Annotated in this window: 21 protein-coding genes and 1 pseudogene; 8 read left to right on the top strand and 14 right to left on the bottom strand. The window is 72.8% G+C overall.

Features of this window, described 5'->3' with window-relative positions; genetic code table 11:
* Positions 1-63 precede the first annotated feature (63 nt).
* The 3 genes from ACWEQO_RS30040 to ACWEQO_RS30030 all read right to left on the bottom strand — a co-directional run bounded on the left by ACWEQO_RS30040 (position 64) and on the right by ACWEQO_RS30030 (position 4,705).
* On the bottom strand, positions 64-2,706 hold the full coding sequence (locus ACWEQO_RS30040; RefSeq protein WP_452985919.1) for a multicopper oxidase domain-containing protein: 2,643 nt from the start codon (positions 2,704-2,706) through the stop codon (positions 64-66).
* 128 nt (positions 2,707-2,834) lie between these two features.
* Positions 2,835-3,980, bottom strand: a complete 1,146-nt coding sequence (locus ACWEQO_RS30035) for a hypothetical protein (protein WP_452985918.1) — start codon at positions 3,978-3,980, stop codon at positions 2,835-2,837.
* Positions 3,977-4,705 (bottom strand): helix-turn-helix transcriptional regulator, encoded by a 729-nt coding sequence (locus ACWEQO_RS30030; RefSeq protein WP_361451831.1) that lies wholly within the window; start codon positions 4,703-4,705, stop codon positions 3,977-3,979. The genes ACWEQO_RS30035 and ACWEQO_RS30030 overlap by 4 nt, the downstream gene beginning before the upstream one ends.
* An 88-nt stretch (positions 4,706-4,793) precedes the next feature.
* Between ACWEQO_RS30030 and ACWEQO_RS30025 the strand changes: the two genes are divergently transcribed.
* Positions 4,794-5,585, top strand: coding sequence for a DUF2249 domain-containing protein (locus tag ACWEQO_RS30025; RefSeq protein WP_452985917.1), 792 nt, complete (start codon positions 4,794-4,796; stop codon positions 5,583-5,585).
* A 117-nt stretch (positions 5,586-5,702) separates the two neighbouring features.
* Here the strand turns inward: ACWEQO_RS30025 and ACWEQO_RS30020 are convergent, their stop codons facing one another.
* From ACWEQO_RS30020 to ACWEQO_RS29990, 7 genes are all read right to left on the bottom strand, one after another.
* Positions 5,703-6,116 carry an NUDIX hydrolase gene (locus ACWEQO_RS30020; protein WP_361451825.1) on the bottom strand — a complete coding sequence of 138 codons (414 nt, stop codon included), beginning with the start codon at positions 6,114-6,116 and terminating at the stop codon, positions 5,703-5,705.
* 70 nt (positions 6,117-6,186) lie between these two features.
* On the bottom strand, positions 6,187-6,375 hold the full coding sequence (locus ACWEQO_RS30015) for an SPOR domain-containing protein (RefSeq protein ID WP_361451822.1): 189 nt from the start codon (positions 6,373-6,375) through the stop codon (positions 6,187-6,189).
* Between the two features lie 404 nt (positions 6,376-6,779).
* Positions 6,780-7,532, bottom strand: a complete 753-nt coding sequence (locus ACWEQO_RS30010; protein ID WP_361451819.1) for a GntR family transcriptional regulator — start codon at positions 7,530-7,532, stop codon at positions 6,780-6,782.
* Between the two features lie 147 nt (positions 7,533-7,679).
* Positions 7,680-8,960: a DUF4190 domain-containing protein gene (locus tag ACWEQO_RS30005; protein ID WP_452985916.1), complete on the bottom strand. Its 1,281-nt coding sequence runs from the start codon at positions 8,958-8,960 to the stop codon at positions 7,680-7,682.
* 284 nt (positions 8,961-9,244) lie between these two features.
* Positions 9,245-10,828, bottom strand: a complete 1,584-nt coding sequence (locus tag ACWEQO_RS30000; protein ID WP_361451814.1) for a S8 family peptidase — start codon at positions 10,826-10,828, stop codon at positions 9,245-9,247.
* 489 nt (positions 10,829-11,317) lie between these two features.
* On the bottom strand, positions 11,318-12,208 hold the full coding sequence (locus ACWEQO_RS29995; RefSeq protein WP_361451811.1) for an SDR family oxidoreductase: 891 nt from the start codon (positions 12,206-12,208) through the stop codon (positions 11,318-11,320).
* A gap of 67 nt (positions 12,209-12,275) precedes the next feature.
* Entirely contained in the window at positions 12,276-13,256 is a 981-nt protein-coding gene (locus tag ACWEQO_RS29990; RefSeq protein WP_361451808.1) for an SDR family NAD(P)-dependent oxidoreductase, read from the bottom strand.
* 248 nt (positions 13,257-13,504) lie between these two features.
* On the opposite strand from ACWEQO_RS29990, the gene ACWEQO_RS29985 reads away from it, so the two are divergent.
* Positions 13,505-13,831: a plasmid stabilization protein gene (locus ACWEQO_RS29985; protein ID WP_361451805.1), complete on the top strand. Its 327-nt coding sequence runs from the start codon at positions 13,505-13,507 to the stop codon at positions 13,829-13,831.
* Between the two features lie 45 nt (positions 13,832-13,876).
* Here ACWEQO_RS29985 and ACWEQO_RS29980 read toward each other — a convergent pair whose 3' ends face one another.
* The 3 genes from ACWEQO_RS29980 to ACWEQO_RS29970 form a co-directional block, all read right to left on the bottom strand.
* Positions 13,877-15,040 (bottom strand): FUSC family protein, encoded by a 1,164-nt coding sequence (locus ACWEQO_RS29980; RefSeq protein WP_452985915.1) that lies wholly within the window; start codon positions 15,038-15,040, stop codon positions 13,877-13,879.
* On the bottom strand, positions 14,980-15,390 hold the full coding sequence (locus tag ACWEQO_RS29975) for a helix-turn-helix domain-containing protein (protein ID WP_452985914.1): 411 nt from the start codon (positions 15,388-15,390) through the stop codon (positions 14,980-14,982). The genes ACWEQO_RS29980 and ACWEQO_RS29975 overlap by 61 nt, the downstream gene beginning before the upstream one ends.
* Positions 15,391-15,537: 147 nt before the next feature.
* On the bottom strand, positions 15,538-17,730 hold the full coding sequence (locus ACWEQO_RS29970) for a DEAD/DEAH box helicase (protein ID WP_452985913.1): 2,193 nt from the start codon (positions 17,728-17,730) through the stop codon (positions 15,538-15,540).
* Positions 17,731-17,896: 166 nt separating this feature from the next.
* On the opposite strand from ACWEQO_RS29970, the gene ACWEQO_RS29965 reads away from it, so the two are divergent.
* From ACWEQO_RS29965 to ACWEQO_RS29950, 4 genes are read left to right on the top strand one after another with little or no spacing between them, the layout of a single operon-like run.
* Positions 17,897-18,454, top strand: coding sequence for a gas vesicle protein (locus tag ACWEQO_RS29965; RefSeq protein WP_452985912.1), 558 nt, complete (start codon positions 17,897-17,899; stop codon positions 18,452-18,454).
* Positions 18,444-19,376 carry a gas vesicle protein gene (locus tag ACWEQO_RS29960; RefSeq protein WP_452985911.1) on the top strand — a complete coding sequence of 311 codons (933 nt, stop codon included), beginning with the start codon at positions 18,444-18,446 and terminating at the stop codon, positions 19,374-19,376. Before ACWEQO_RS29965 ends, ACWEQO_RS29960 begins: the two co-directional genes overlap by 11 nt.
* A 37-nt stretch (positions 19,377-19,413) precedes the next feature.
* Entirely contained in the window at positions 19,414-19,728 is a 315-nt protein-coding gene (locus tag ACWEQO_RS29955; protein WP_361451787.1) for a gas vesicle protein K, read from the top strand.
* Positions 19,725-20,570 carry a GvpL/GvpF family gas vesicle protein gene (locus ACWEQO_RS29950; RefSeq protein ID WP_452985910.1) on the top strand — a complete coding sequence of 282 codons (846 nt, stop codon included), beginning with the start codon at positions 19,725-19,727 and terminating at the stop codon, positions 20,568-20,570. Before ACWEQO_RS29955 ends, ACWEQO_RS29950 begins: the two co-directional genes overlap by 4 nt.
* Before the next feature lie 127 nt (positions 20,571-20,697).
* Here ACWEQO_RS29950 and ACWEQO_RS29945 read toward each other — a convergent pair.
* Positions 20,698-20,910 (bottom strand): annotated as a pseudogene (locus tag ACWEQO_RS29945) (DNA-binding protein); the annotation flags it as partial.
* Between the two features lie 542 nt (positions 20,911-21,452).
* Here ACWEQO_RS29945 and ACWEQO_RS29940 point away from each other — a divergent pair.
* The gene (locus ACWEQO_RS29940; protein ID WP_452985909.1) at positions 21,453-22,010 is read left to right on the top strand and encodes a DUF6932 family protein; all 558 of its coding nucleotides are present in this window, start codon (positions 21,453-21,455) and stop codon (positions 22,008-22,010) included.
* A complete protein-coding gene (locus tag ACWEQO_RS29935) occupies positions 22,007-22,996 on the top strand; it encodes a hypothetical protein (protein WP_452985908.1) in 990 nt (329 codons plus the stop codon). The genes ACWEQO_RS29940 and ACWEQO_RS29935 overlap by 4 nt, the downstream gene beginning before the upstream one ends.
* Positions 22,997-23,015: the final 19 nt, after the last annotated feature.

Genomic DNA, 23,015 nt, shown 5'->3' with positions numbered 1-23,015 from the left:
CCCGAGTACCGCGCGTACGGACATCGGGCCGTCAGCTCACCGGTTCGTCAGCTCACCGGTTCGTCAGTTCGTCACCTCGAACGCGCCGCGGGCCCCGCGCTCGGCGTCGCTCATGATGTGCGAGACGAACGGATAGGTACCCGCCTCGGGGAAGGTCAGTTCGACGAATCCTCCCGACCCCGGGGCCAGCGAGAGGATCTGTGCGCCGCCGTCGCCGGGATCGTCCGGGCGGAGCCGGTGGGCGCCCTCCTGGTAGACCGTGTCGAACTGGCCGCCGACCACGTGGAACGCGCTCGACCGGTTCGGTCCGGCGTCGAGCACCCACACCCGCACCCGCTCGCCGGTGCGCGCGGTCAGCCGGTCGCGGGCGTACTGGTTGGCGTATCCGTTGAAGACGACGGCGTCGGGCCGCTGGGCCGTCAGCTTGTCCGGGTCGGCGGTCCCGCCCTGCGGACCGAGGTAGAGCTCCGACTGGACGAGCAGGTACTCGCGGTCGGCCTCCGACAGGTCCGGCGGATCGATGACGACGGCCCCGAACATGCCGTTGGCGATGTGCAGCGACATGGGCATCGTGGAGCAGTGGTACATCCACACACCGCTGCGGGTGGCGGTGAACCGGTAGGTCAGCGACTCACCGGGCGGGATCGTGCGCATCGGCCGGTCCGGCGCCAGGGCTCCGGCGTGGAAGTCGACGGAGTGGCCGATCGTTCCGCTGTTGACGAGCTCGATCTCGAAGACGTCGCCGACCCGTCCGCGCAGCACGGGCCCGGGAGCGGTGCCGTCGAACGTCCACAGCCGCTGCCCGACGCCCGGGGCGACCTCGCGCACGGCGTCGCGCACGGTCAGGGTCCGGCGGTGCGTCCGGGGAGCGGGGTCCTCGCGTGCGGGCGGCAACTCCGCGTCGCGGCCGGTGAATCCGGCGGGCGGTTCGGCCATGGGGTCGAAGGCCTCCTCGCCGCCGCCCTCGGTGGCCGAAGCGCTCCCCTCGTGACTCTCGTGCCCCTCGTGTCCCTCGCGCCCCGCCGCGTCCTCCGCAGCCTGCCCGGGGGAGCCGGTGGCCTCGACGGTGAGCACCATGCCCATCTGCCGGTGGCCCACCACGGAGCACCATCCGTCCAGGTCCCGCCCGACGACGCCCGCGTCGAGCGTGCCCTGCTTGCCCGGGGCCAGCCGGGCGGTGCGGGCGCCGGTCTCCAGGACCAGGTCGTGCTGGTCGGTTCCGAGGTTGTGCACCTTGATCACCAGCCGGTCGCCCGCAGGCACCTCGACGGTGTCCGGTGTGAAGCGCATGCCGCGGACGGTGACCGTCACCGTGGTGGTCCGGCCGGTGGGCGGCACCGCCTCGCCGTCCTCGGTGGCGGCCGCGGCGTCGTCGGACGAGCCGGTCACGGGCAGGGAGCGTACGTCCGCCGCACCGCCGCCGGCGACGGTCAGCACCGCCACCGCCACACCGACGGCCACCCCGCCCAACACCCGGTACGGGTGCTGCCGCGGCACCACGGGCCGGGCCTCCGGCCGGGCCGCCGACTGGTCCTCCGGCCGGGCCGCCGCCCTCGTCCGTGCGGCTGTGACCAGCAGCGTCAGGAAGGCCACCAGCACCCCCAGCAGCACCGTCGAGCCGATCACGCGCACCACGCTCGGCACCGGCAGCACACACAGCAGCAGCGACAGGTTGACCAGGGTCAGCCGGGCCGGGCCGCCGCGCTCCAGCACCGCGGTGGTGGACCGTACGGCGGTGGGCCCGCCCCCGAGCACCACCGGCACCAGGAAGCTCAGCGCGCCCATGAGCACCTGCGCCATCCAGCCCCCGGCCAGTGGAGCGGTCAGCGCTGCCGTCCGCTCCACCACCGAGGGCCATGACGGCGAGGTCAGCAGGATCGCCGTGAGCGCGGCCAGCGCGCCGAGCAGCCAGACCGTTCCCGCCGCCACCGACCAGGCCGCGAACGACGACGGCGTCCGCACCCGCGCCTCGCGGATCCAGGGCACGCCCGCGAGGACCAGCCCCGCCACGAAGACGCCGACACCGGCCGCGGTCGGCGCCGGCGGCAGCGTGAGCGCCGCGAGGACGGCCGCGCCGAGGCCGCCGAGCAGGACCGGCAGGGCGGTGCGGGCCGCCTTCTCCGCGCCGTCCGCCACCCGGGTGCGCAGCATCGTCGGCCACAGGGTGACGAGGGTCCCGGCCACGGTGAGACCGAGCCAGCCCAGGAGGTTGACCATCTCGTGGGCGATCAGCAGGCGGGCGGCGCCGTTGTCGGAGAGACCGCCGCGGGCCATGACCACGCCCATCGCGGCCCCCGCCGGCAGCAGCGCGGCGGCCGCAACGTAGTAGCGCACGGTCAGGGCGAAACGGCTGGGCAGGGCCCGCCGCAGCAGGCGGACCAGCCAGACGGCGTGGACCGCGACGGCGGTGGCGACCAGCGTGCCGCCCGCGAGCACGAGGGGCCAACGGCCGGTGAGCATGCCGGCGACCACGGCGACGGCCCCGGCGTTGAGTCCGGCCAGCCGCAGCGCCGCCGGGGCTCCCCGGTCGGCCTCGGGCAGCCGCAGTACGGAGGCGGCGAAGTGCCCCGACCAGATGACGACGGCGTTGCTCACCGCCCCGAGCAGCAGCAGATGGACGAGCAGCCAGCGGGCCGCCGGCACGAAGGGGTGGACCAGCGCGGCGACGGCGAAGAGCGCCAGCCAGCCCGCCACCACGGCGTTCACCCGCAGGTGCCAGGAGGCACGGGGTGGTCGCGGCGGCCCGGACGACGGCGACCCGACGGGGGTCCCGAGGGCTCCGGGCGCCTCGGGTGCACCGGGTGTCTCAGGGCTTCTGGAGGAGGGGTTCACGGTCACCGGGCCTGCTTCTCCGCGGGTCGTGGCCCGGTGCGCGGCGCCGCACCGGCGGTCAGGGACAGGGCCGCCGCCGTCCCGACGAACAGCAGGACGGCGACGATGTCGAGAACTCCGCCCACCTGCCAGGCCGAGGTGGAGCCGCGCAGGTCACCGAGGAGGACGCGCAGTGCCAGCGAGAGGTGCAGCAGCCAGGCGGGGACGGCCAGCACCGGGCGGTACGGCAGCGGACGGCGCAGCACGGCGGGCAGGATCACCGGGGCGTGCGCCATGATCATCGAGATGGCGAACCCCAGGAAGACGCAGTGCACCAGGGCGTCGTAGCGGGGGCCGTCGGTGATCGGCCCGTCCAGCAGCCACAGCACACCCGCCAGGCCGAGCCAGGCGTACCCGGCCAGCAGGCAGGCGGCCGAGAAGCGGGGCAGCCCGGTCGAGCGCAGCGTGCGGCGGGCGACGTCGTACGTGGTCAGCCAGGCGACCAGGGCGAGCAGTGCGACAGCGAGCAGCAGGGTGCCGGGGGCGGGCCACAGCAGGGTGGCGGCGGTGCCGGCCAGTACGGCCCCGACGCAGACGAGGAAGGTCTGCTCGGTGCGCGGTGCTAGGAAGGCCACCCGGGCCAGTTCCAGCCGCTCCCCCGCGATGGTCAGCACCAGGAAGGCGACCAGCCAGGGCAGCAGCCGGGGCACGTCCAGTCCGCCCAGCCACAGCAGGGCCGCACCGAGGGCCGAGACCGCGCCCGCGGCCTGGCCCGCCAGGGCGGGGCCGGGCCGGCGGCGCCAGAAACGCACGTACAGGGCGAGCAGCAGGGCGGTGCCGAGGACGAGCAGCCCCTGCCCGACGCGGAGGTCCGCCGGGCTGATCAGCAGCAGGCCGCCCGCGCCCAGCGAACCGGGGGAAAGGTATCCCCAGGGGCGGCCCAGCGCGACGGCCCGTTCGAGCGCGATCAGCGTTCCGACGAAGCCCAAAACCATGAGTACGCCGTGGACCTCAGGCAGCCGGTCGGCGGTGACCGGGGCGGGCAGCCCGAGCAGCAGCAGCGCCGCGTCCAGCCCGGCCAGCAGGGCGAGCCCGGCCGGCAGCAGCAGCACCGCCCGGCGGGCCGGGGCCCGGCGGGCGGCCGGGGCCGGGGCCTCGGTGGCGGTCATCCGAGGTCCCCGTCCGGGCCGGGGGCGTCCTCCGGGCCGGTGGTGAAGTGGAGGCGGCAGGCGCCCGGCTCGGCGAAGGGGTGCAGGGAGACTTCCGCCGGGTCGCCGCCCAGCGCGGCGTAGCCCGCCCGGGCCAGCCCCGCGTGGACGTTGCAGATCACACCGGGGTACTCGAGGGCGACCTCGATGAAGGGGCATCGCGGCAGCCGCACCCGTTCCTCGCCCTGCCGCCGCCCCGCCTCGTCCGCCTCCGGCGCGAAGCCGATCTCGTCGAGCAGCGTCAGCACCCGCTCGCGGGCCTCCGCCGGGCTCGAGGGGGGTTCCTGACCGGCCGTCAGGGCGCGACCCCACTCCTCCCCGGCGGCCAGGGCGTCCGCTCTCGGATCGGCACCGGTCCGGGCGATCTGCGCGGCGAGCACGGCGGCCAGACCGGCGTACTCCCGGACGGCGGACCGCTGCGGCGGCTGGGCACGGTAGCGCCAGGCGGGTCGGCCGCGCCCGGCGGCCGGGGCCCGCTCGCGGACCGCGAGCCCCATCTCCACCAGCGCGTCCAGGTGTTCCCGGACGGTGTTGACGTGCAGCCCGCACTCGCTCGCGAGTGCGGTGGCCGTGGCGGGCCGCGGCTGACCGCGCAGGTACTGGAGGACGGCGTTGCGCTGCCGGGACAGGGGCGGCCGGTCATCGGCGCCACCGCCCGGGAGTGGCGGCTTATTTTCCACGGACATGTCCGTAGTATATTCGAGGCGCAGCGTTCGTCCGGCCGCCCGGCTCGATCCGAGCCGCACGGCGCACCTCAACCGCTGGAGGCTCCGCATGAGCACTCTCACCATCGCGTCGGACCCCGAGGAGGCCGCGGCCGTCGAAGCCGTCGAGGCTCACCACGCCCAGCTGGCAGGCGAGTTGGGCGGGCGGGTCACGATGCTGCTCGACGCGCTGGACCGCGACCCCGCCTCGGCCGAGGACATCCGGGCCGGCCTCGTCGCCTTCTGCGACCGGCATCTCCTCCCGCACGCCGAGGCGGAGGAGTCGGCCCTCTATCCCGCGGCGCACCGGACCGCGGAGGCCCGTCTGCTGATCGAGGGCATGCTCACCGAGCACCGCAGGATCACGGAGCTGGTGGAGGCGCTGCGCTCCGCCCCGTCCCCGGCCCGCGCGGCAGGCGACGCCCGCGCGCTCCAGGTGCTCTTCGAGGAGCACCTGGACAAGGAGAACGACCTGGTACTGCCGCTGATCGCGGCCTCTTCCGGGGTCTCCCTCGCCGGACTGCTCGACGGGATGCACGACATCCTGGGCGGCCATGACGACACCGAGGGCCACACGGCCGCAGAAGGCGGGCAGAAGTCCGGCGGCGCCTGCGGCTGCGGCGGCCACGACGAGGCCGACGTGCCCGAACTGGACGCCCGCGCCGTCCCGCACGCCCTGCGCCACGCCACGGTCTTCGGCGCCCTCGACGCCGTTCCCGCGGGCCGCGCCATGGTGCTGATCGCCCCGCACGACCCGCTGCCGCTGCTGGGCCAGCTCGAGCGGCGCAACCCCGGCGTCTTCGCGGTCGAGTACCTGGAGCGGGGCCCGGAGGCCTGGCGCCTGCTGCTCACCCGCCGCTGAACGGGCAGAGCGACGTCCGGGGTCTCACCGCGAACCGGCGGTGAGACCCCGAACGTGCGCGAAGGGACAGGCGGACGGGCGGGCGAGCGGGCGAAGGGTGCGAGGTCCGGAGGTGAGCTAGGTGAGTTCGCCGGTGGCGGCCAGGTCGTCGAAGAGCAACTGGTCCACGGGCGGCACCCGTTCCCGGTCGGCGTACGAGAACCAGGCCGTCTCCTCGATCTCGCTGCTCGGCTCCGGCTCCCCCTCGCCCTCGGCGGTGTAGCAGGCCATCCGGACGACCGTGCCCTCGGGAGGGCCGGGGATTCCGGGGGTTCTGGGGATCGCCGCCTCGTACGTGCCCACGTGGACGGCCGTGTCCGGGTCGAGTACGACCGCGAGTTCTTCCTTGATCTCCCGCAGCAGCGTCTCGACGTCGCTCTCCGCCCCCTCGCGCTTGCCGCCGGGGATGTAGAAGACGTCCTTTCCGCGCGGGCGCGCGCACAGGATGCGGCCCTTCTCGATCCGCACCCAGGCCACCGTGTCGATCAGCACCGAACCCGTCCCGTTCCGTTCCCGCTCGTCCGAACCGCAGTCCGACGGGACCCTACCGGGACGCGTGAGGTCAGTCGGCGGCCGTCGCGTTCTGCCCGATGCGCTCGACCCAGTACAGCTGCTTGTGTCCGCGGGCGTCGAGACTGTCCGCGATCTTCTGTGCCTCGGCCCGGGTGGCGTACCGGCCCACGCGGTACCGGTTGCCGTTGTCGTCCTGCCGCACCACCAGCCAGGGAAGTGTGGCCGTGCCGTCGCTCATCGCGCCCCTCCACTTCCCGTCCGCGACCTGTGCCGCGCCCAGCCCGGTAAGGAAACCCCAATCCGCATATGCCCGAGCCTACGCCTTACCTTTACGCAGCGAACATGGGTTTGCACAAAGAGGTACGCAACCAGCCAGTACCCAGGGGGCGCACGGGGGTGAACGCGCCCTGTACGAGCCCGACGTATCCGGTCAGCGGCATGCCGCCCCGGCACTTCCGTCCGTGGGCCACCTGCGAGAACGGCCAGATTTCTCCGTCGCCCGACCGGGCACGCCGCCGCTCCCTCCCCGCCCGGACACGGGAACGGGGCGCAGGCGGGGCGCAGGGGGAGCACTTCGAGCCCGGCGATGCCACCGGAACGATCTCCCGGGGCCGCCGCCCGCGCCCTCCCGGGGCGGGGCGGCTACCTCACCGGGAGGTGGTACGCGACCTGGTAGCGGTCGGCGGGGATCACCACGTCGGCCGTCTCGACCGGGCGGCCCGAGGCGTAGTACGTGCGCCGGACGACCAGGACGACGTGGCCGGGGACACCGCCCAGCGACGCCAACTCCTCGGCGAGGCCGGGGCGGGCGCCGACCTCCTCGGTGACGTTGTCCACGATCACGTCGATGGCGCGCATGCGCTCGACCACGCCCATGCCGCCGAGCGGCCCCTCCTCGGGCAGCATCACGGGCGTCCGGCCGGTCAGGGCGAGCGGCTCCCAGGAGGTGGAGAGCATCATCGGCTCGCCCGCCTCCCGGAAGAGGTACCGGGTGCGCATCACCCGGTCGCCCGGCTCGATCTCGAGCCGCTCGGCGATGGCCCCGCAGGCATCGGCCTGCGCACTGCTCGACTCCCAGGTGCCCTGCGCGCTCCCGTCCGCCTGCTCCTGCCGGAACGGGGTGGCGCCGCGCTCCGGACGAAATCCCGAACGGGCGATGCGCCGGGGGACGGGCCGCTCCCGGACGTAGGTCCCCGAGCCGGAGCGGCCCTCGACCAGACCCTCCGCCATGAGCACCTTGCGCGCCTCCAGCGCGACCGTGTCGGAGACGCCGTACTCCTCGCGGATCCTCGCCTGGGACGGGAGGCGGGTGTGCGGTGGCAGCCGACCGTCGACGATCTTCTTGCGGAGATCACCCGCGACACGCAGATATGCCGGCTGCTCACCGAATGTCACTGGCCGCTCCCGTCAGGTTGTACAGATAGCGACAGGGTGGCAACCGCAGGTTGCACCGGGCAAGCAAAGGCCAGAGAATCACCCGAAGTGATGAAGGTGCCGGGCCATGCGCTTCACCCAGGCACTTTCTCCCCGCTGCGGGAGCCGTCACACCTCGATGCTGTCGTCCCCTGCCCCGTCGTCCCCGCCTCCGGTCCCGCCCTCGTCCCCGCTCCCGCTCCCGCTCTCGTCCTCGTCCTCGTCGAACGTCGGCGGGGTGGTGGTCAGGTCCAGGGCCTTGCGCGCGGCGATCGACTTGTGGGGATCGATGAACTCCCAGCCCGGGGCGGAGTACTCGTAGAAGGCGTCCGGGCTGTCGGCCTCGGCGGCCTTCGCCCACGCCGCCTCGGCCTTCTCGAGCTCGCCGGCGAGTTTCGTCACCGGCCCCTCGGCGTCGGTCGGCCACTCGTGCTCCCGCAGCATCCCGCTCTGCTCGGCCAGCGCCTCGGACATCTGCCCCGCCCACTTCCGGTGGCCGGCCAGGTCCTCCTCGGCCTCCGTCATGGGGATCCGGTCCAGTGCCGCGTTCAGGACGTGCGCGGCCTTCAGATAGGCCACCTGGTCCGCGTCGAGCGTGCTCTCGTCCCGGCGCAGCGACCCGGTGAGGGTGGCGTCCGCGTCCCGGTTGCCGAACACACAGATGATCGTGCGGTCGCCGTGGTCCCAGCTGTCCCGGGACGGCGTGATGTGGTACACGTCCACGTCGGACGGCAGGGCCCAGGCGTCCATGGCGTAGCCGTCCTGGAGGGCGTAGCACCGGTCGTCGGCGGTGTCGAAGAGGCTGTCGTCGCCCGGGAAGGCCCCGTCGGGCAGGGTGACGAGGGCGAAGACCTCCCCGTCGTGCTCCTGCGAGCAGGGCACCGGGTCGGCCTCGATCCCCCAGCCCACCAGGCCGTCGGGCGAGTCGAAGCAGTCGCCCTCCTCCAGGACGAGGATCGTGTTGCCGCGCGCCCCCTCCTTGAAGCCCTCCCAGAAGTCGGCCACGGCGCCGGTGGAGAGCGACAGCACCCACAGCGCCAGCCCGAGGGAGGACAGCACGGTCCCGGCGATCGCCATGCCCCGGCCGCGCTCCGGGCGCCGCCGGATCTGCCACAGCGCGATCAGTCCCAGCACGAGCCCGACGGCCGGCAGGAAGCACAGCAGGCCGCACACGAGGGCGGCGATGGCGACTCCGTTAACAGCGCTGCCGGCGGCCGGGGGCTGGAACCCGTAGGGGCCGTACGGTGGATAAGGGCCGTGGGGGCCGTGCGGCCCGTAGGGGAACTGCGGTGGCGGCTGCCCCCCTTGCGGCTGCGGAGCGGCGTACGGGCCCTGGGGCTGCTGCCCCTGAGCGTGCGGGCCCTGGAAGCCCTCGGGCTGACGGGGCCCGGGGGGCGGGGGTATGGACACGGGTGCCGTGCTCCTGGTTCTGCCGTGCTGACGCGGAGAGGTGCGTGCGCTGGACGCGGGCCGACATACGGACGGCTCCGCGCGCATCGTAAGCGGGCCGGACCGGCCGAGCCCACGGGGCCGCGTACCTTCTCAGGACCTCTCAGGACCTCTCTGGACCTCTCTGCACTTCTCACCGGATGCCGCGCGCCCCGCCCCCGCGGCGGGCGGCCGGGTCACCGGCCCGGAGCCCGACCGCGGGGACGAGGCGCGGGAACAGGGTTGACGCGGGGTCAGGCCCTACGTCAGAACTGCAGGGCCCAGCCGTTGAGCCGGCCCGAGTCCAGCCAGGCGTTGTCGCTCACCCGCAGCTTCCACGTGCCGTTCGCGGTCTTCGAGGAGGCGTCGACCGTGTACGTGGTGTTGATGTCGTCCGTGCTGCCGCCGGTGCCGTACGACTTCAGCGTGTACGCCGTGCCGTCGGGGGCGACCAACTGGACCTGGAGGTCACCGATGTAGGTGTGGGTGATGTTCACCTCGACGGCCAGGTCGGAGGGTGCGTTGCCGGAGACGCCCGAGACGGTGATCGGGGACTCGACGGTGGACCGGTCGGGGATGGCTACGCCCTGGGTGCTCTCGAAGCGGTCACCGGGGGGCGGCGGGGTGGTGCCGCCGCCCTCCCCCACGTTCAGCAGGCGGTTGGGGGAACCGCTGCCGGGGTTGCCGACGACGCCGGCGGTGGCGGCGGCCGTCAGCGCGGAGGAGACCTGGGCGGGGGTGGCCGAGGGGTTGGCGGCCAGGTGGAGGGCGGCCGCTCCGGCGACGTGCGGGCTCGCCATGGACGTACCGGAGATGGTGTTGGTGGCCGTGTCGCCGGTGTGCCAGGCGGAGGTGATGGAGGAGCCCGGCGCGAACACGTCGAGGATCGAACCGTAGTTGGAGTAGCTGGCGCGGGCGTCGCTGGAGGTGGTGGCGCCGACGGTGATCGCCTCGGCGACGCGGGCCGGGGACTTGGTGGAGGCGTTGGTGGACTCGTTGCCCGCCGCGACGACGAAGGTGACGCCGGAGGCGACCGCGTTGCGCACGGCCGTGTCGAGGGCGCTGTCGGCGCCGCCGCCGAGGGACATGTTGGCCACGGCGGGCTTGACCGCGTTCCGGGCGACCCAGTCGATGCCCGCGACAACCTGGGCGGTGGTGCCGGAGCCGGAGTTGTTCAGCACCCGGACGCCGACGACCTTCGCCTTCTTGGCCACGCCGTAGGCGTTGCCGGCGACGGTGCCCGCCACATGGGTGCCGTGGCCGTTGCCGTCCTGGGCGGTGTTGTCGTTGTCAACGGCGTCGTAGCCGTAGGAGGCCCGGCCGCCGAAGTCGCTGTGCGTGATGCGGACGCCGGTGTCGATGACGTAGGCGGTCACCCCCTCCCCGGCCGAGTCCGGGTAGGTGTACGAGTTGTTCAGCGGCAGGTTCCGCTGGTCGATGCGGTCCAGGCCCCAGGAGGGCGGGCTGGGCTGGGTCGCGGTGGTGTGGAAGATGCGGTTCTGGATCACCGAGGCGACGGCCGGGTCGGCGGCGAGACGTTTCGCCTCGGCCTCGGAGGCCTCGATCTCGTAGCCGTTGAGGGCCTTGGTGTAGGTCCGCTCGATCTCGGCGCCGTACTTCTTCGCCAGGGCGCGGCCCTCGGCGGAGCCGGCCTTGGCCTCGTCCGCCTTCAGGGTCACGATGAAGCTGTCGGCGACGGCGTTCGCCGCGCCCTCGTACTGGATGCGGCCTTCGGCAGCGGTGGGGGCCGCGCCGGCGGGGAGTGCGGCGACGAGCCCCGCCACGAGCGCCGCGCTGGTCGCGACGCCGAGGGTGGCCATTCTTCGCCGGGGATGACGCATCACTGTCATGTGAGGGTTCCTCTTCAGTCGGTGGTGCGCTGTTGTGGGGGGTGGTGCGGTCGGCGCACGGGCTGCGCGGGTGGCACAGCGGACCCACTATTGACCTGCCCATGACAACTCTCGGTGACCGGTCAACTCCGTGCGTCAGATGAAAGATTGAGGGCCCCACAGGAATCGCACAAGAGGCCTGCACGAACGAAACAGGCCTGCCATGCGCGCGTCATATTCCCACCGGGCTTTCGACGACACCTCTCCGGTGGCGCGCCACGTCAGGCGGGAGGTCTCGTCGAACACCCTTGGGCGAACACACGAAAGCCGCACTTCGCCCGAAGTGCGGCACGGTGAACCCGAGATCACCGCGGGTCTCGCCGGGCTCCGCGAAGAGGCCCGAACGGCTCCGGACGGGTACGGGCGGGTCCGGACGGGCCGCCGTCCCGGGCGGCGACGCGGCGACGTCAGCCCGGGACGGCGGCCGGCCGGAGCAGCCCCGTCACGGGGTCAGGGCAGGGGCGTACCGCCCGTCGCGTTGAGGACCTCCGCGGTGATGAAACTGGCCTGCTCCGAGGCCAGGTAGACATAGGCGGGCGCCATCTCCGCCGGCTGGGCGGGGCGGCCGAGAGGACTCTGCTTGCCGAACTCGGCGGTGTCCTCCAGCGTCGCGGGGATCAGCGGGGTCCACACGGGCCCGGGGGCCACGGCGTTCACCCGGATCCCGTCGGACACGAGCATCTGGGCCAGGCCCTGCGTGAACGTGACGATTCCCCCCTTCGTCATCGCGTAGTCCAGGAGGTGGGGGGTGGGCTTGTAGGCCTGGACGGACGTGGTGTTGATGATCGAGCCGCCCGCCGGGATGTGCGGCAGGGAGAACTTGCACAGCCAGAACATGCCGTAGAGGTTCGTGCGCACGACCCGGTCGAACTGCTCGGTGGAGATGCTGCCGATGCCCTTCGGCTGAGCCATCTGGTAGGCGGCGTTGTTGACGAGGACGTCGATGCGCCCGAACTCCGCCACCGCCCTGTCGACCAGCGACCGGCACTGGGACTCCTCGCGGATGTCGCAGGCGACGGCCACGGCGCGCCGGCCCGCCTCCTCCACGAGCCGCGTCGTCTCACGCGCCTCGTCCTCCTCCTCCGGCAGATGGGTGAACAGGACGTCGGCGCCCTCCCGGGCGAACGCGAGGGCGACCGCCCGGCCGATACCGGAGTCGCCTCCGGTGACCACGGTCCTCCGGTCCCTCAGCAGCCCGCTGCCGCGGTAGGAGTCCTCGCCGTGGTCGGGCGGCGGGTCCATCGGACCGGTCCAGCCCGGGTGCGGCTGGTCCTGCGAGGGAAAGTTCGGCTGCGGGTGCAGGCTGGTGGGGTCCTTCGGTGCGTCGTTCCCGTTCGTCATGGTGTCGCCCTCCTGTGCACGTCGTCCTCCTGTTCATGTCGCCCGCTGTGCGCACCGCACCCTGCCGTCACACGGGACGCTGGTTGTACGCCCGCGACGCGCGGTCGTTGAGCGCGCTGCCCCACGCACGGACCCTGCGCGCCACCGGGTGGGACGGAGGCCCGACCTCGGCGCCCTTCCGGAGCCCCCGACGGCCGTCTCCGGCGGACGGGAGCATGCGGGCGGCCAGGGAGGTGGCCCGGGTGGTGAGCGCCGGTGCCACACCGTGCACCAGGCCGGCCACGCGGGCGGCGGGCGTGAGCACGATCCGGGTACGCCGTCGCTGGACGCCGCGGACGATGGCCTTCGCCGCCCGGCCGGCGTCCATGGACACCAACGGCATGCCCGCCACCGTCGAGAACCAGGCGAACTCCTTCTCCTGCTCGCCCCCGAACACGGCTTGCAGGTGGGAGCCGGTGCGCATGAGGCCCGGGTGGACGGCGGTGACGGAGATCCCGTCGAGAGCGGCTTCGGCGTGGAGCCCCTCCGCCAGCGTTCCCACGGCGGACTTGGCGCAGGAGTACGGCAGCAGATGCGGGGCGGCGAGCAGCCCGCCGACCGAACCGATCAGCGCGAGCCGGCCGCCGGCCGGGCTCCTCCGCAGATACGGCAGCGCCTCCAGCGACGTGTACAGCGCGCCGTAGAAGATCGTGTCCATCGCGGACCGGAACTCCTCGGCGCCGACGGCCTTCACCGGCGCCACCTGGATGATCCCGGCGTTGGCGATCACCAGGTCGACGCCTCCGTGTTCCCTGGCGGTTTCGCCGAGCGCGTCCCGCACGGCCGTACGGTCCCGCACGTCGCACACCGCCGTGCGGATGCGTGCCCCGCGGCGCCGGCGGAGCAGGTCCGCCGCCCGGGTCAGTTCCTCGCCGTCCCGGGCGACTATCGTCACGGCGCAGTGCCGAGCGGCCAGCTCGTCCGCGAGGAGCAGCCCCAGCCCCCGCGAACCGCCGGTGACCACGGCCGACAGTCCCCGGATGGACGGGGAAGCGGTCAGAGGTGACATCACGGCCTCCTTCTACGGTGCGCGGCCCGCGCGGCTTCCTGACGTCGCGGACCGGGGTGCCTCGCGGACGAGTGCCCATGTCGTGCGCGGTTAACGCCCGCGGCACGACGCGGTGCGGCAGCGCGGCGTGGCATGCCGCCGGTCGTGGGTACCCGCAGAGCGCCGGTGCCCGTGTGACATCCGTGCGGGACGCGCGAGATGCACGAGACGCGAGATGCACGAGACAGACGAGACAGAGGAGACACGTCATGCCGTCCGGATCGAACGCCAAGCGAGAGCGGCAGTACGAGCACATCAAGGAGAGCGCCGAGGAGCGCGGCAGGTCGGAGCGGCGTGCGAAGGAGATCGCCGCGCGCACGGTGAACAAGGAGCGTGCGCGCTCGGGTGAGGCCAGGTCCTCGAGCAAAACCTCCACCCAGGACCCGAAGTCAGCGTCGCAGCGGGGCGGAGAGCGTTCCCACAGGGGCGCGCAGGGCCCCACGAAGGACCAGCTCTACGAAGAGGCGAAGAAGAAGAACGTCGAAGGCCGTTCGACCATGAACAAGCAGCAACTGCGCAAGGCCGTCGGGCGCTGACCGCCCTCGTCGGACAGGCCGGACACCATCAGCGCGTGCCCGCCGCTACCGCTCCGGTGCGGGCGCGCGCCGATGGTGTCCGGCCACGTTCGCCAGTTCGCACAGGAGCTGGTGGCTCTCCACGGCGAGTTCGCCTCCCGTGGCGACCGCCGCCCCCTCCTCCCGCCTGATGTCCGTGGTCAGCGCGTCGTGGGCGGCCAGCGCTTCCCGCAGTGCGGCGTCCCGCCGGTCCTGCTGCGACGCGGAGAGGGACCGTCCGGCCTCCTCCAGGACCTCCGCGTCCACGCGGCACACGGTCGCCGCCCGCTCCAGCACGTCGGCACAGCGGACCAGGTACGCGGAGGAGGGGGGCACCAGGCGCGGCTCGTCGCCGGCCGCGCCCTCGAGGGTACGGGTGAGGGCGACGAGATGACCGCTGATCCGCTCCCAGGCCGTGTCCACTTCGGTCGGGGGCAGCGCGGGGGCGTTGCGGCGCATCCGCCACCCGGGGTTGAACCGGTAGCTCTCCGACGTCCACCCCCTGGCGTCGGCCAGGGCCCGCACCGTCCCGCCCAGCCTCCAGGCCCGGTCGTGCCACTCCGCGGCGTCCGACAGCCCGTCCTCCCCACGGAGCCCCTCGGCCACCGCGGCCAGGAGCTCCCCACCGTGGTGGACCAGCGCGTGGAGGTTCTCCCGCACGCTGCGCAGATGCACCGGCGGCAGCACGAACGCGTTGACCGCGATACCGACCACGGCACCGATCAGCGTCTCGAGCAGCCGGTGGCCGACGGCTCCCGCCGTGGACGCGCCGTAGGTGATGACGAACAGGGCCGTGGTGGCGCCGTAGATGCCCTGGTCGCCCAGTCGGCGATGGGTGCCGATCAGCACCAGGGGCGGCAGGGTGAGGGCCATCGCGCCCAGGGTGGAGTTCCCGGTGGCGGCCAGTGCCGCCGAGGCCCACAGCGTGCCCACCACGATGACGGCGAACTGCTGCACCCCTGCGTACACCGACCGGTAGACGGTGCTCGCCACCAGCGCGATGGCGGTCCAGGGGGCCAGCAGGGCCATCGGCGCTTCGAGCCACCATCCGGTCAGCGCCCAGGCGGCGATCGCCGCGCCGGCGGCCTTGAGCGACTGCACCATGGTGTCCCGCTCGGGGCCCGGATGTCTCAGCGCGGAGCGGGCGCTCCGGCCCACCGCGGCGAGCTCCCACCCCAGCAGGCGAGCCATCCTCCGAAACCGTGCCGCCAACCGGTCTTCCTCCCGTCCCGCGTCCGCTCCCCCCGGCCGCCGCCACAGCGCGGCCCCCTTCTTCGCCTCGGCGCGAGTACCCGGCGCGGCACAGGACACGCGCACCCGGCCGGTCGGCGGGACGGTGTGAAGAATTCCTGTGAGCCGGGCGGCACAAGACAGGAGGCAGGACCCCTGGGAGCGAGCACCACGCCGGCCCCGCCGCGTTCGAACAGCGCGAAACCGAGGCGCTCCTCCAGCCCGCGCAGCCGCCGGCTCATGGCCGGCCGGGCGACGTGGAGGGCGGCGGCTGCTCGGTCACGAGCGAACCGGAGGAGACGGACCCGCATGCCTCCGGATCCCTGGTGAGCTGCTACGGACCACACACCCGCGCACCGCTCGCCGCCCCGACGAGGAGGCGGCCGACGCCTTCGACCACACGGCACCGGGACCGGACCGTCGGCGGCCGGGCCGGTGATCCGCCGTCAGCCCCTCTCTCATTCGGGTGCCGCGGGCCGCTCGTCGGTCATGCCCAGGCGTGCCTGTTCCTCCTCGACGATCCGGCGCGCCAGCTCGGTGTCCGAGACGTCGACCGCGTCCGGGGTGGCTTCGGCCACGGCGCTGCGGCGTGCGTAGGCGTCGAACAGACGGGTCTTGTCCTCCAGCATCCTCACCATGCGTTCGTCCACTCCCCCGGTGGCGAGGAGGCGGTGCACACAGACCGGCCTGACCTGGCCCATGCGGTGGGCCCGGGCCACCGCCTGGTGCTCGAGGGTCGGCTTGATCTGGGGTTCGCAGATGACGACGACCGAGGCGGCCTGCATGTTGAGGCCGACGCCCGCCGCCTGGATCTGCGCCAGCAGCACCGCGGGGCCCGGGGCGCCGGTGAAGTCGTCGACGATCTGCTGCCGCCGTCCGGCCGGGACGCCTCCGGTGAGCGGACCGAACACCGCGGCGCCGTCGGCGGGCGCCGTGTCGAGTGCCGTGTCGAGTGTCTCCTTCACCACGCCCAGGACGTCCTTGAAGTAGGAGAAGACCACCGTCTTCTGCCCGTTCTCACCGGCCTCCTGGACGATCTCCCGGAGCCGCTCCAGCTTGGCCGACTTCCCGGGGCGCGCGTACGCGGCCCTGCGCATCGCCATGAAGTTGCCGGCGCGCACGGCCTCGCGGTACGCCTCCTCGTCCGAGACGCTCAACTCCTCCCACTCGTCGGTCTGCTGGAGACTCGGCAGTTCCGTCAGCACGTCCTCCTGGTTGCGCCGCAGGTAGACCGGGGCGACGGTCTTGCGGAAGGCGACCGATCCGGCCGGCGCGTCCCCCTCGCCTAGGGACTCCGCGACCTCGCCGTCGAGCATCCGGACCAGGTTGCGGAACTCCGCGACCCTGTTCTCCATCGGGGTTCCGGTCATGAGGAGGACGCGCTCGCAGCGCTCCGCCCACAGGGCGACCGCCTGGGACCGCTTGGCCTTCGGGTTCTTCACGGAGTGCGCCTCGTCGACCACGAACAGCCCGATCTCGCCTCCGCCCGGCGTGGGGAATCCGCGCAGTGCGTCGAACGTGGTCACCCCGACCCCGCCCCGCCCCTTCCAGTCGGCGAACGCGTCGTGCCGGTCGGGACCGTGGAGCACGCTGACACGCAGGGAGCTGCGGGTCTCGATCTCCCGGGTCCAGTTCACCAGGACGCTCGCCGGGCAGACGACCATGAAGTGGCTCTGTCCCTCGGCGGCCAGATGGGCCAGCACGGCGATCGCCTGGACGGTCTTGCCGAGCCCCATCTCGTCGCCGAGTATCACCTTGCGCTGCGCGAGGGCGAACCGCGCGCCGAACGCCTGGTAACCGCGCAGGGACACCCGCCGGTGGGCGTCGTCGAGATGCTGGGTCCGCACCCGCTCGGCGATCTCGTCGGGCAGGAACCCCTCGGTGGCGGCCGCGTCGGGCGACCGTCCGGAGATCTCGGCGAGCAGGCTGTAGTACTCGGCCGAGCGGAGCTCGAAGTCCACCCAGGCCGCGACCTCGGAGGAAGGCCCCCGCAGCAGGTCCACCGAGGCCTGGGCGAGCAGTCCGGGCAGGCCCGCCCGCTCCTCCTCGTCCACCAGCGTCCGGATACCGGTGACCGCGGTCAGCGCGCGCGCCCTCTTCTCCCGGCCCGCCACGAGCATCCCGAGACGCCTGGCGGCGGGCCCGGCGTCGGTCAGCAGTGGAGCGAGCCGCTCCGACAGTGCGGTGGCCCTGTCGACGGCGCGCCGGGTCTCCGGGCCGGCCTCCACCAGTACGTGCAGGGCCCTGACGAGCGCGGTGGTGCCCGGTTCCGGCCGGTCCACGTCGATGTGGACGGCCACGGTCTCGTGCGCGGCCTCGGAGAGCCGTCGGGCGGCGGCGAGCGTCCGGTCGACGGTGCGCTGCCCGACACCGGGAATCTGCCGCAGCCGGTAGGGGCCCGCTTCGAGCACGCTGCCCACGGTGCGCAGTCCGCTCTTCTCGACTTCCCCCAGCCGGAGCCGTCCTTCGGTGACGTCCTGCAGCCGGGCGACGGGGATGGCGTCGAGCTCCCGCCGCACCGCCGCCTCGTGGATCGGCTTCAGTGCCGCCCGTACCACCTCGACGGCCCTGTCGTGGTCACCGAGCACCGCCCGCGCCGCCTCGTGCAGTCGCGCTCCCCTCGCGACCGTCTCCCGCTCACCCCGCCCCACGCTTCCCGCCCTTTCTCCGGCCCTCCCCGCATCCTCCCACCGCGGCCCCCGGGCCCCGTCGGACGTCCGCGGTGCGCTGTGGATCGTCCCGTCCCCACGCGTTCTCGGCCCGGGCCCGGGTGTGTCCCGGGTGTGTAAGTGACAGGAGAGCGGACAAACGCGCGGAATGAGCAACTATCCCGAGAGGACCGCCCCGAGCGACAGCAGGTCCCCGTCCGCGGTCTCGTGGGGTGGCCCGTCCCGGGGCGGGGTTCCGGGTGCGGGCCCGTCCCCGATGCAGCCCCGGCGGGACGGCGACGGCAGCCTCGCCCACGTGGTGGAAACCCTGCTGGACAAGGGCCTCGTGCTCAACGCCGACATCATGGTCTCGGTGGCCGGGGTGGAGCTGCTGGGCATCCGTCTGCGCGCGGCGCTGGCCTCGTTCGAGACGGCGGCCCGCTACGGGCTGGAGTTCCCGTCCGGCACGGACACCGAGACCGCCGCGTGGCGCCGTGCACGCGAGGAGAAGGAGACCTGCCCGGCCTGCGGCAAGCGCGCCCCGGTCGAGCAGCTGCTGGACGAGTGGTGCCCCTGGTGCGGGTGGCGCAGCGCGCAGGCCCAGGTGCGGAACCGCCCCGAGCACGCACTCCCGGCGGCGGGGTCCGAGCGCCGGGAGGAGCCCGCCGGCACCGCCACCGCCGCCGCCACCGACGACGAGGGTGAGGCGGAACGGCGTGACGGCTGACCCGGCACCGATGCGCCCCACCCGGGACCCGCGGGTCACCCTGGACGACCTGCTGGAAGTCCTGCTGAACAAGGGCGCGGTCCTGCACCTGGACCTGATCGTCGCCGTGGCCGACATCCCGTTGATCGGCGTCTCCCTCCGGGCGGCCGTCGCCGGGATGGAGACGATGCTGGAGCACGGGATGATGCGCCACTGGGACGAGGAGACCCGCGCCTGGGCCGAGCGGTCCGTCGCCCGCCGTGCCCTCGAGCTGGAGGAGGGCGAGAACGTCGTCTGCCGGATGAGCGGCGGCCACCTCCTGACGGAGGGCCTCTACCACGGCTGGCGGCCCGGCACCGTCCACCTCACCGACCGGCGCCTCGTCGTCCTGCGGGACGAACCGCGGGAGATCCTGTGGCAGACCCGCCTCGACGCCGTCACCGCCGTGCGTCTCGCACCGGAGCGGACGGTCGGGGGCGAGGAACGGCTGCGCCTGGACGTCGCGCTGGCCGACGGCGGTCAGGAACGCCTCTCGGCCCGGGAGCCCGGAGAACTGCACGCCCTGATCACCGAGGCGTGCGCGGGCCGCCCGGTGGCCGCCCTCCCGTTCACGCCCCCCGCCGAGGAGGAGCCGCCTTCCGTCGAGGGGCACCTGTGGTACCACGAACCGCGCCGGGGCGGGCCGTTGTGGCGCGGCGGTCGGGGACGGCTGACCGCCGACAGGCTGATCTGGAAGTCCCCCGTGGATTCCCGGCCGGCGCTCGTGCTGTCCACGGCGGACATCACCGCGGTGCGGCGGGTGCCCGCCTACAGCCCCGCCGGGGAGGACGGCGTCCTCGCGGTGCACACCACCGCGGGCGACGAGGTGCGGCTGGCCGCGGACGATCCGGCGGCCTGGACGGAACGGCTGCGCGCGGCGGGGCCCGTGGCGGCGGCCGGATGAGCGAGCGAGCACGACAGCAGGAGGAAGGAGCGCCGACATGCCGTTGACCGTCGACGAGAAGAGCCTCAAACACGGGGTGCTGTCCTTGGTGGTCACCTTGGTGGAGGTCATCCAGGAGGCGCTGGACCGCCAGGCGCTGCGCCGCATGAACGGCCACGACCTGACCCCGCAGGAGGCCGAACGCCTGGCGGACGCCCTGCTGGAACTGGACGAGGCGCTGGAGCAGATCAAGGAGGACCACGGCATCGTCTCCTCGGTCGCCGACCTGCACCGGGGGCTGGACGAGGTGGTCGACGACGTCGTGGACAAGCTGGTCAACCCGCGGCGCTGGGCGGAGGAGGCGGGCCGATGACCGAGCACACCGCGTTGTACGTGTACGCGCTGCTCCCGGACCGGCCGGACCGCCAGGACGCAGCCGACGGCGTCACCGGGATCGACGGTCGCCCCCTGCGGCTGGTGCGCGCGCCCGGCACCTCCGTCGCGGCACTGGTGCACGACGCCCCGCCGTCTCCCCTCCAGGGCGACGACGAGCAGGTGCGCCGCTGGGTGGAGGAGCAGAGCCGGGCGGTGAACACCGTGTGGGAGCGCACCGGCAGCGTCCTGCCGATGACCTTCAACGTCCTGGTCGCCGAGGAGCCGCCGGCCGAAGACCGGCCCGCGGCCGGACGGAGCGCCGAACGGCGCCTGACCGAGTGGATCACCGAGCAGGCGGCGGACATCGCGGGCCGGTTGGAGGAACTGTCCGGCCGGTGCGAACTGCGGGTCGACATCACCGTGGACCGTACGGCCGTCACCACCGGCGAAGCGGGCGGCGCGGGAGAGGACGCACCGGAGGGCCTGCCGGACGACCTGTCACCCGGCATGCGCAGGCTGATGGCCAAGCAGCGGGAGCACCGGGCCCGCAACGCGGCCGGACGGCTCGCCGACACCCTGCACGCCGAGACCAGGCACCGTCTGCTCTCCGTCGCCGAGGACTACCGCGACCGCGGCCCCACCCACCGTGCCGCGGACGAGACGGACGTCCTGTGCGCCGCCCTGCTCGTCAGGCGGGAGGACATCGACACCGTCGGCACCGTGCTGACCGAACTGCGGACCCGCCGACCCGCCGTCCGCATCCGCTTCCTGGGCCCCTGGCCCCCGTACTCCTTCACCGACACCCGACCCCGCCTCCGGGCGGCAGAAACGGCCTTCTGACCGGCACCCCGAACAGCCCTGTTCAACCTCCACGCCCTCGTCAGTCCGCCGACGGGCGTCACGAGCATCCTGCGGACTGTCTCCGGCTCGTCGATGGGACTGCGTGGGTGAGCCGGGCCAAGGGACATCACACCGCCACGAGCCGGACGCGATGGCCGCACAGCTTGACCATGTCGTCGATGTCGGAGGTCACCATGACCACGGGGCGGTGCTGCCGCAAAGCGGCCTCGGCGACCTCAGCATCGATCGCATACCTGCGCCCGTGCAAACCGGCATCCATCAACAACTTCGAAGCCGCCCCCGCCTCCTCGGCGAACACCTGCCGCGCCCCCGCCACCCACGCGAAAGCCGCCCGGGAAAGGCCGGGGAAGAGTCTTCCGCCCGACCCTCTCTCGTCGCGTACTGCACAGTCCACGACTCAGCACAGGAGCCGGCCATCGTCCCGAGCACCATCGCGGTAAAGGCGGTGGCCGCCTCGACGCCCACGATCACGCACTGTGCCACGCCCCGATGACAATCGGTCCGGGCCACCCCGTCGAGACGCCGCTGCCCCTGTCGGACATCCACGCGTCTGCGGTGGCATCGCAGAGACGATGTGCGTCACGGACGCTCACCAGTGACTGCACACGGCGCGCCAACCTGCGGCCCCAGGTCTGACTCGGCACTTCGACGCAATGGTGGGTCAGCAGGCACAGCGGCAACAGCACGGCGAAGAACGCCACCACGAGCACGGGATCGTCCTACCGCCGCCGGCCGACCGTGCTGTCGATCACCATCTCCTGCGGGTCGGCAGCTTTGCCACGCTTTCACGCGTTCGGCCCACACGTCACCGAGAGACCCACTAGGTTTACTCTACGTACACCATTTGACCAAAGGGCCCGCATGTCACCACTGCCCGCATTCGATTCCGTCACGGAGTGCCCTCCTCCGGGTAGGTTTCCGCTGACCTGGGACGAAGTCGAGTCGGAACTGGTGAAGGCGACGTACTTCACGGAATCGTCCACGCGCGGCCGCCTCTTCGGAGAGCTGCAGACCCACTACGCGATGGTGGAACTCACAACCGGAGCAGTGGGTCGGCTCTGGCTCGCCGGAAGCTTCGTCAGCGGCAAAGTGGATCCCGAGGACGTCGACGTCACCTACCTCATATCTCCAGATGCATACGCTCGGGCGATGGCGGACGCCGACACGGTTGACTACCTTGACAATCTGGGTACCAAGGACTGGTGTGCGCGCCATGGCATGCGAGTGGACGCGTATGTCCTGCGCCTTCCCGAGACGGAGGACTTCCGCTCCCTGGGGGTGACCGGGGCCATGGCACCCGGCGACCACAAGGCCTTCGAGAGCCTCGGGGTCTATGACGAGGTCTGGCAGCGCTGCCGGAGCGGGCAGAACGGTGTCCCCGACAGGGCCCGGCGAGGATATGTGGAGGTGCTGCTGTGAACAGTCCGCAGAACCTGCCCGATCCCTCGGACAAGGAAGCCCTGCGGGCCTGGATACAGGCCAACCGTGCCAAAGCAGACGGGCATCATCCGGTGCGGTCAGCAGATGAATTCGCTGCGGCACAGCGACGCAAGCTGCTGAAGACCGTGGGTTGCGCAACCAGCAGCGCCGAAGCCGGTACGGCTCGGCGATCGCTCCGGCTGGCTCTCGAAGGGACGCCCGTCCGGGAACATCGCGTGGAGTCGTCCGTACTCGGACAGTGGCTGACCCTCTTCCAGGAGGCCGTCACCACCGTCGCCCACGCCCTCGACGAAAGTCGCCCCACACACGACTACGGTCCGTTGCCGCAAGCCGTCCGAAAGGCAACTCGGCTCTACGCTGCAGCGAGCTTCCCCTCGTCGTACGGCATGGTCCTGGAGGAAGCACCGGCGGACGAGGTCGAGCCCCCGCTACCGGAGATGGCCCCGACGGAGTCGTTGCTGGACCGCGCGATGGGAACTGTCCTTGACATCACTGACCGGGCGGAGACAGGGCCAGGAGCCATCGACGCGGTGATCGAAACAGCGCTGCCCCTGGGTGGCCGGGTCTTCAACCGTCTTGCCGACCTGACAGAGGTACTCGCTGACTCGGGCACCGATGTCAGCCTGACCTGGAGTTCCCCGTACAACGGTGTGCGTGCCTCCCGCCTCGGCTCGAGGAACGCCCAGCGATGCCGGGACGCGCTGCGCGCCGCGCAGCCCGAGGAGCACTCGGAACGGTTGGCGGGCAGGCTCGTCGGCGGCAGCGTGCTGCGGGGAACGGTGGAGATCGAGACGGCCGACCGGGGCGTGATCACGGCGCGCGTGGATCACGAGGTCACCAGCCTGCTGAGTGCCTACGCGAACCGTCGGATCACCGCCGAAATCCTCGTGTCGACCGTCCGCTCACCGCACGGGCGCGAGCACCACAGCTATGTCGTACTCACCCTGGCCCTGCACACAAGCTGACGCCGTGTTCTCCGTGACC

It is taken from the genome of Streptomyces sp. NPDC004051 (assembly GCF_053604275.1).
This window is presented reverse-complemented; position numbering and strand designations above follow the sequence as displayed.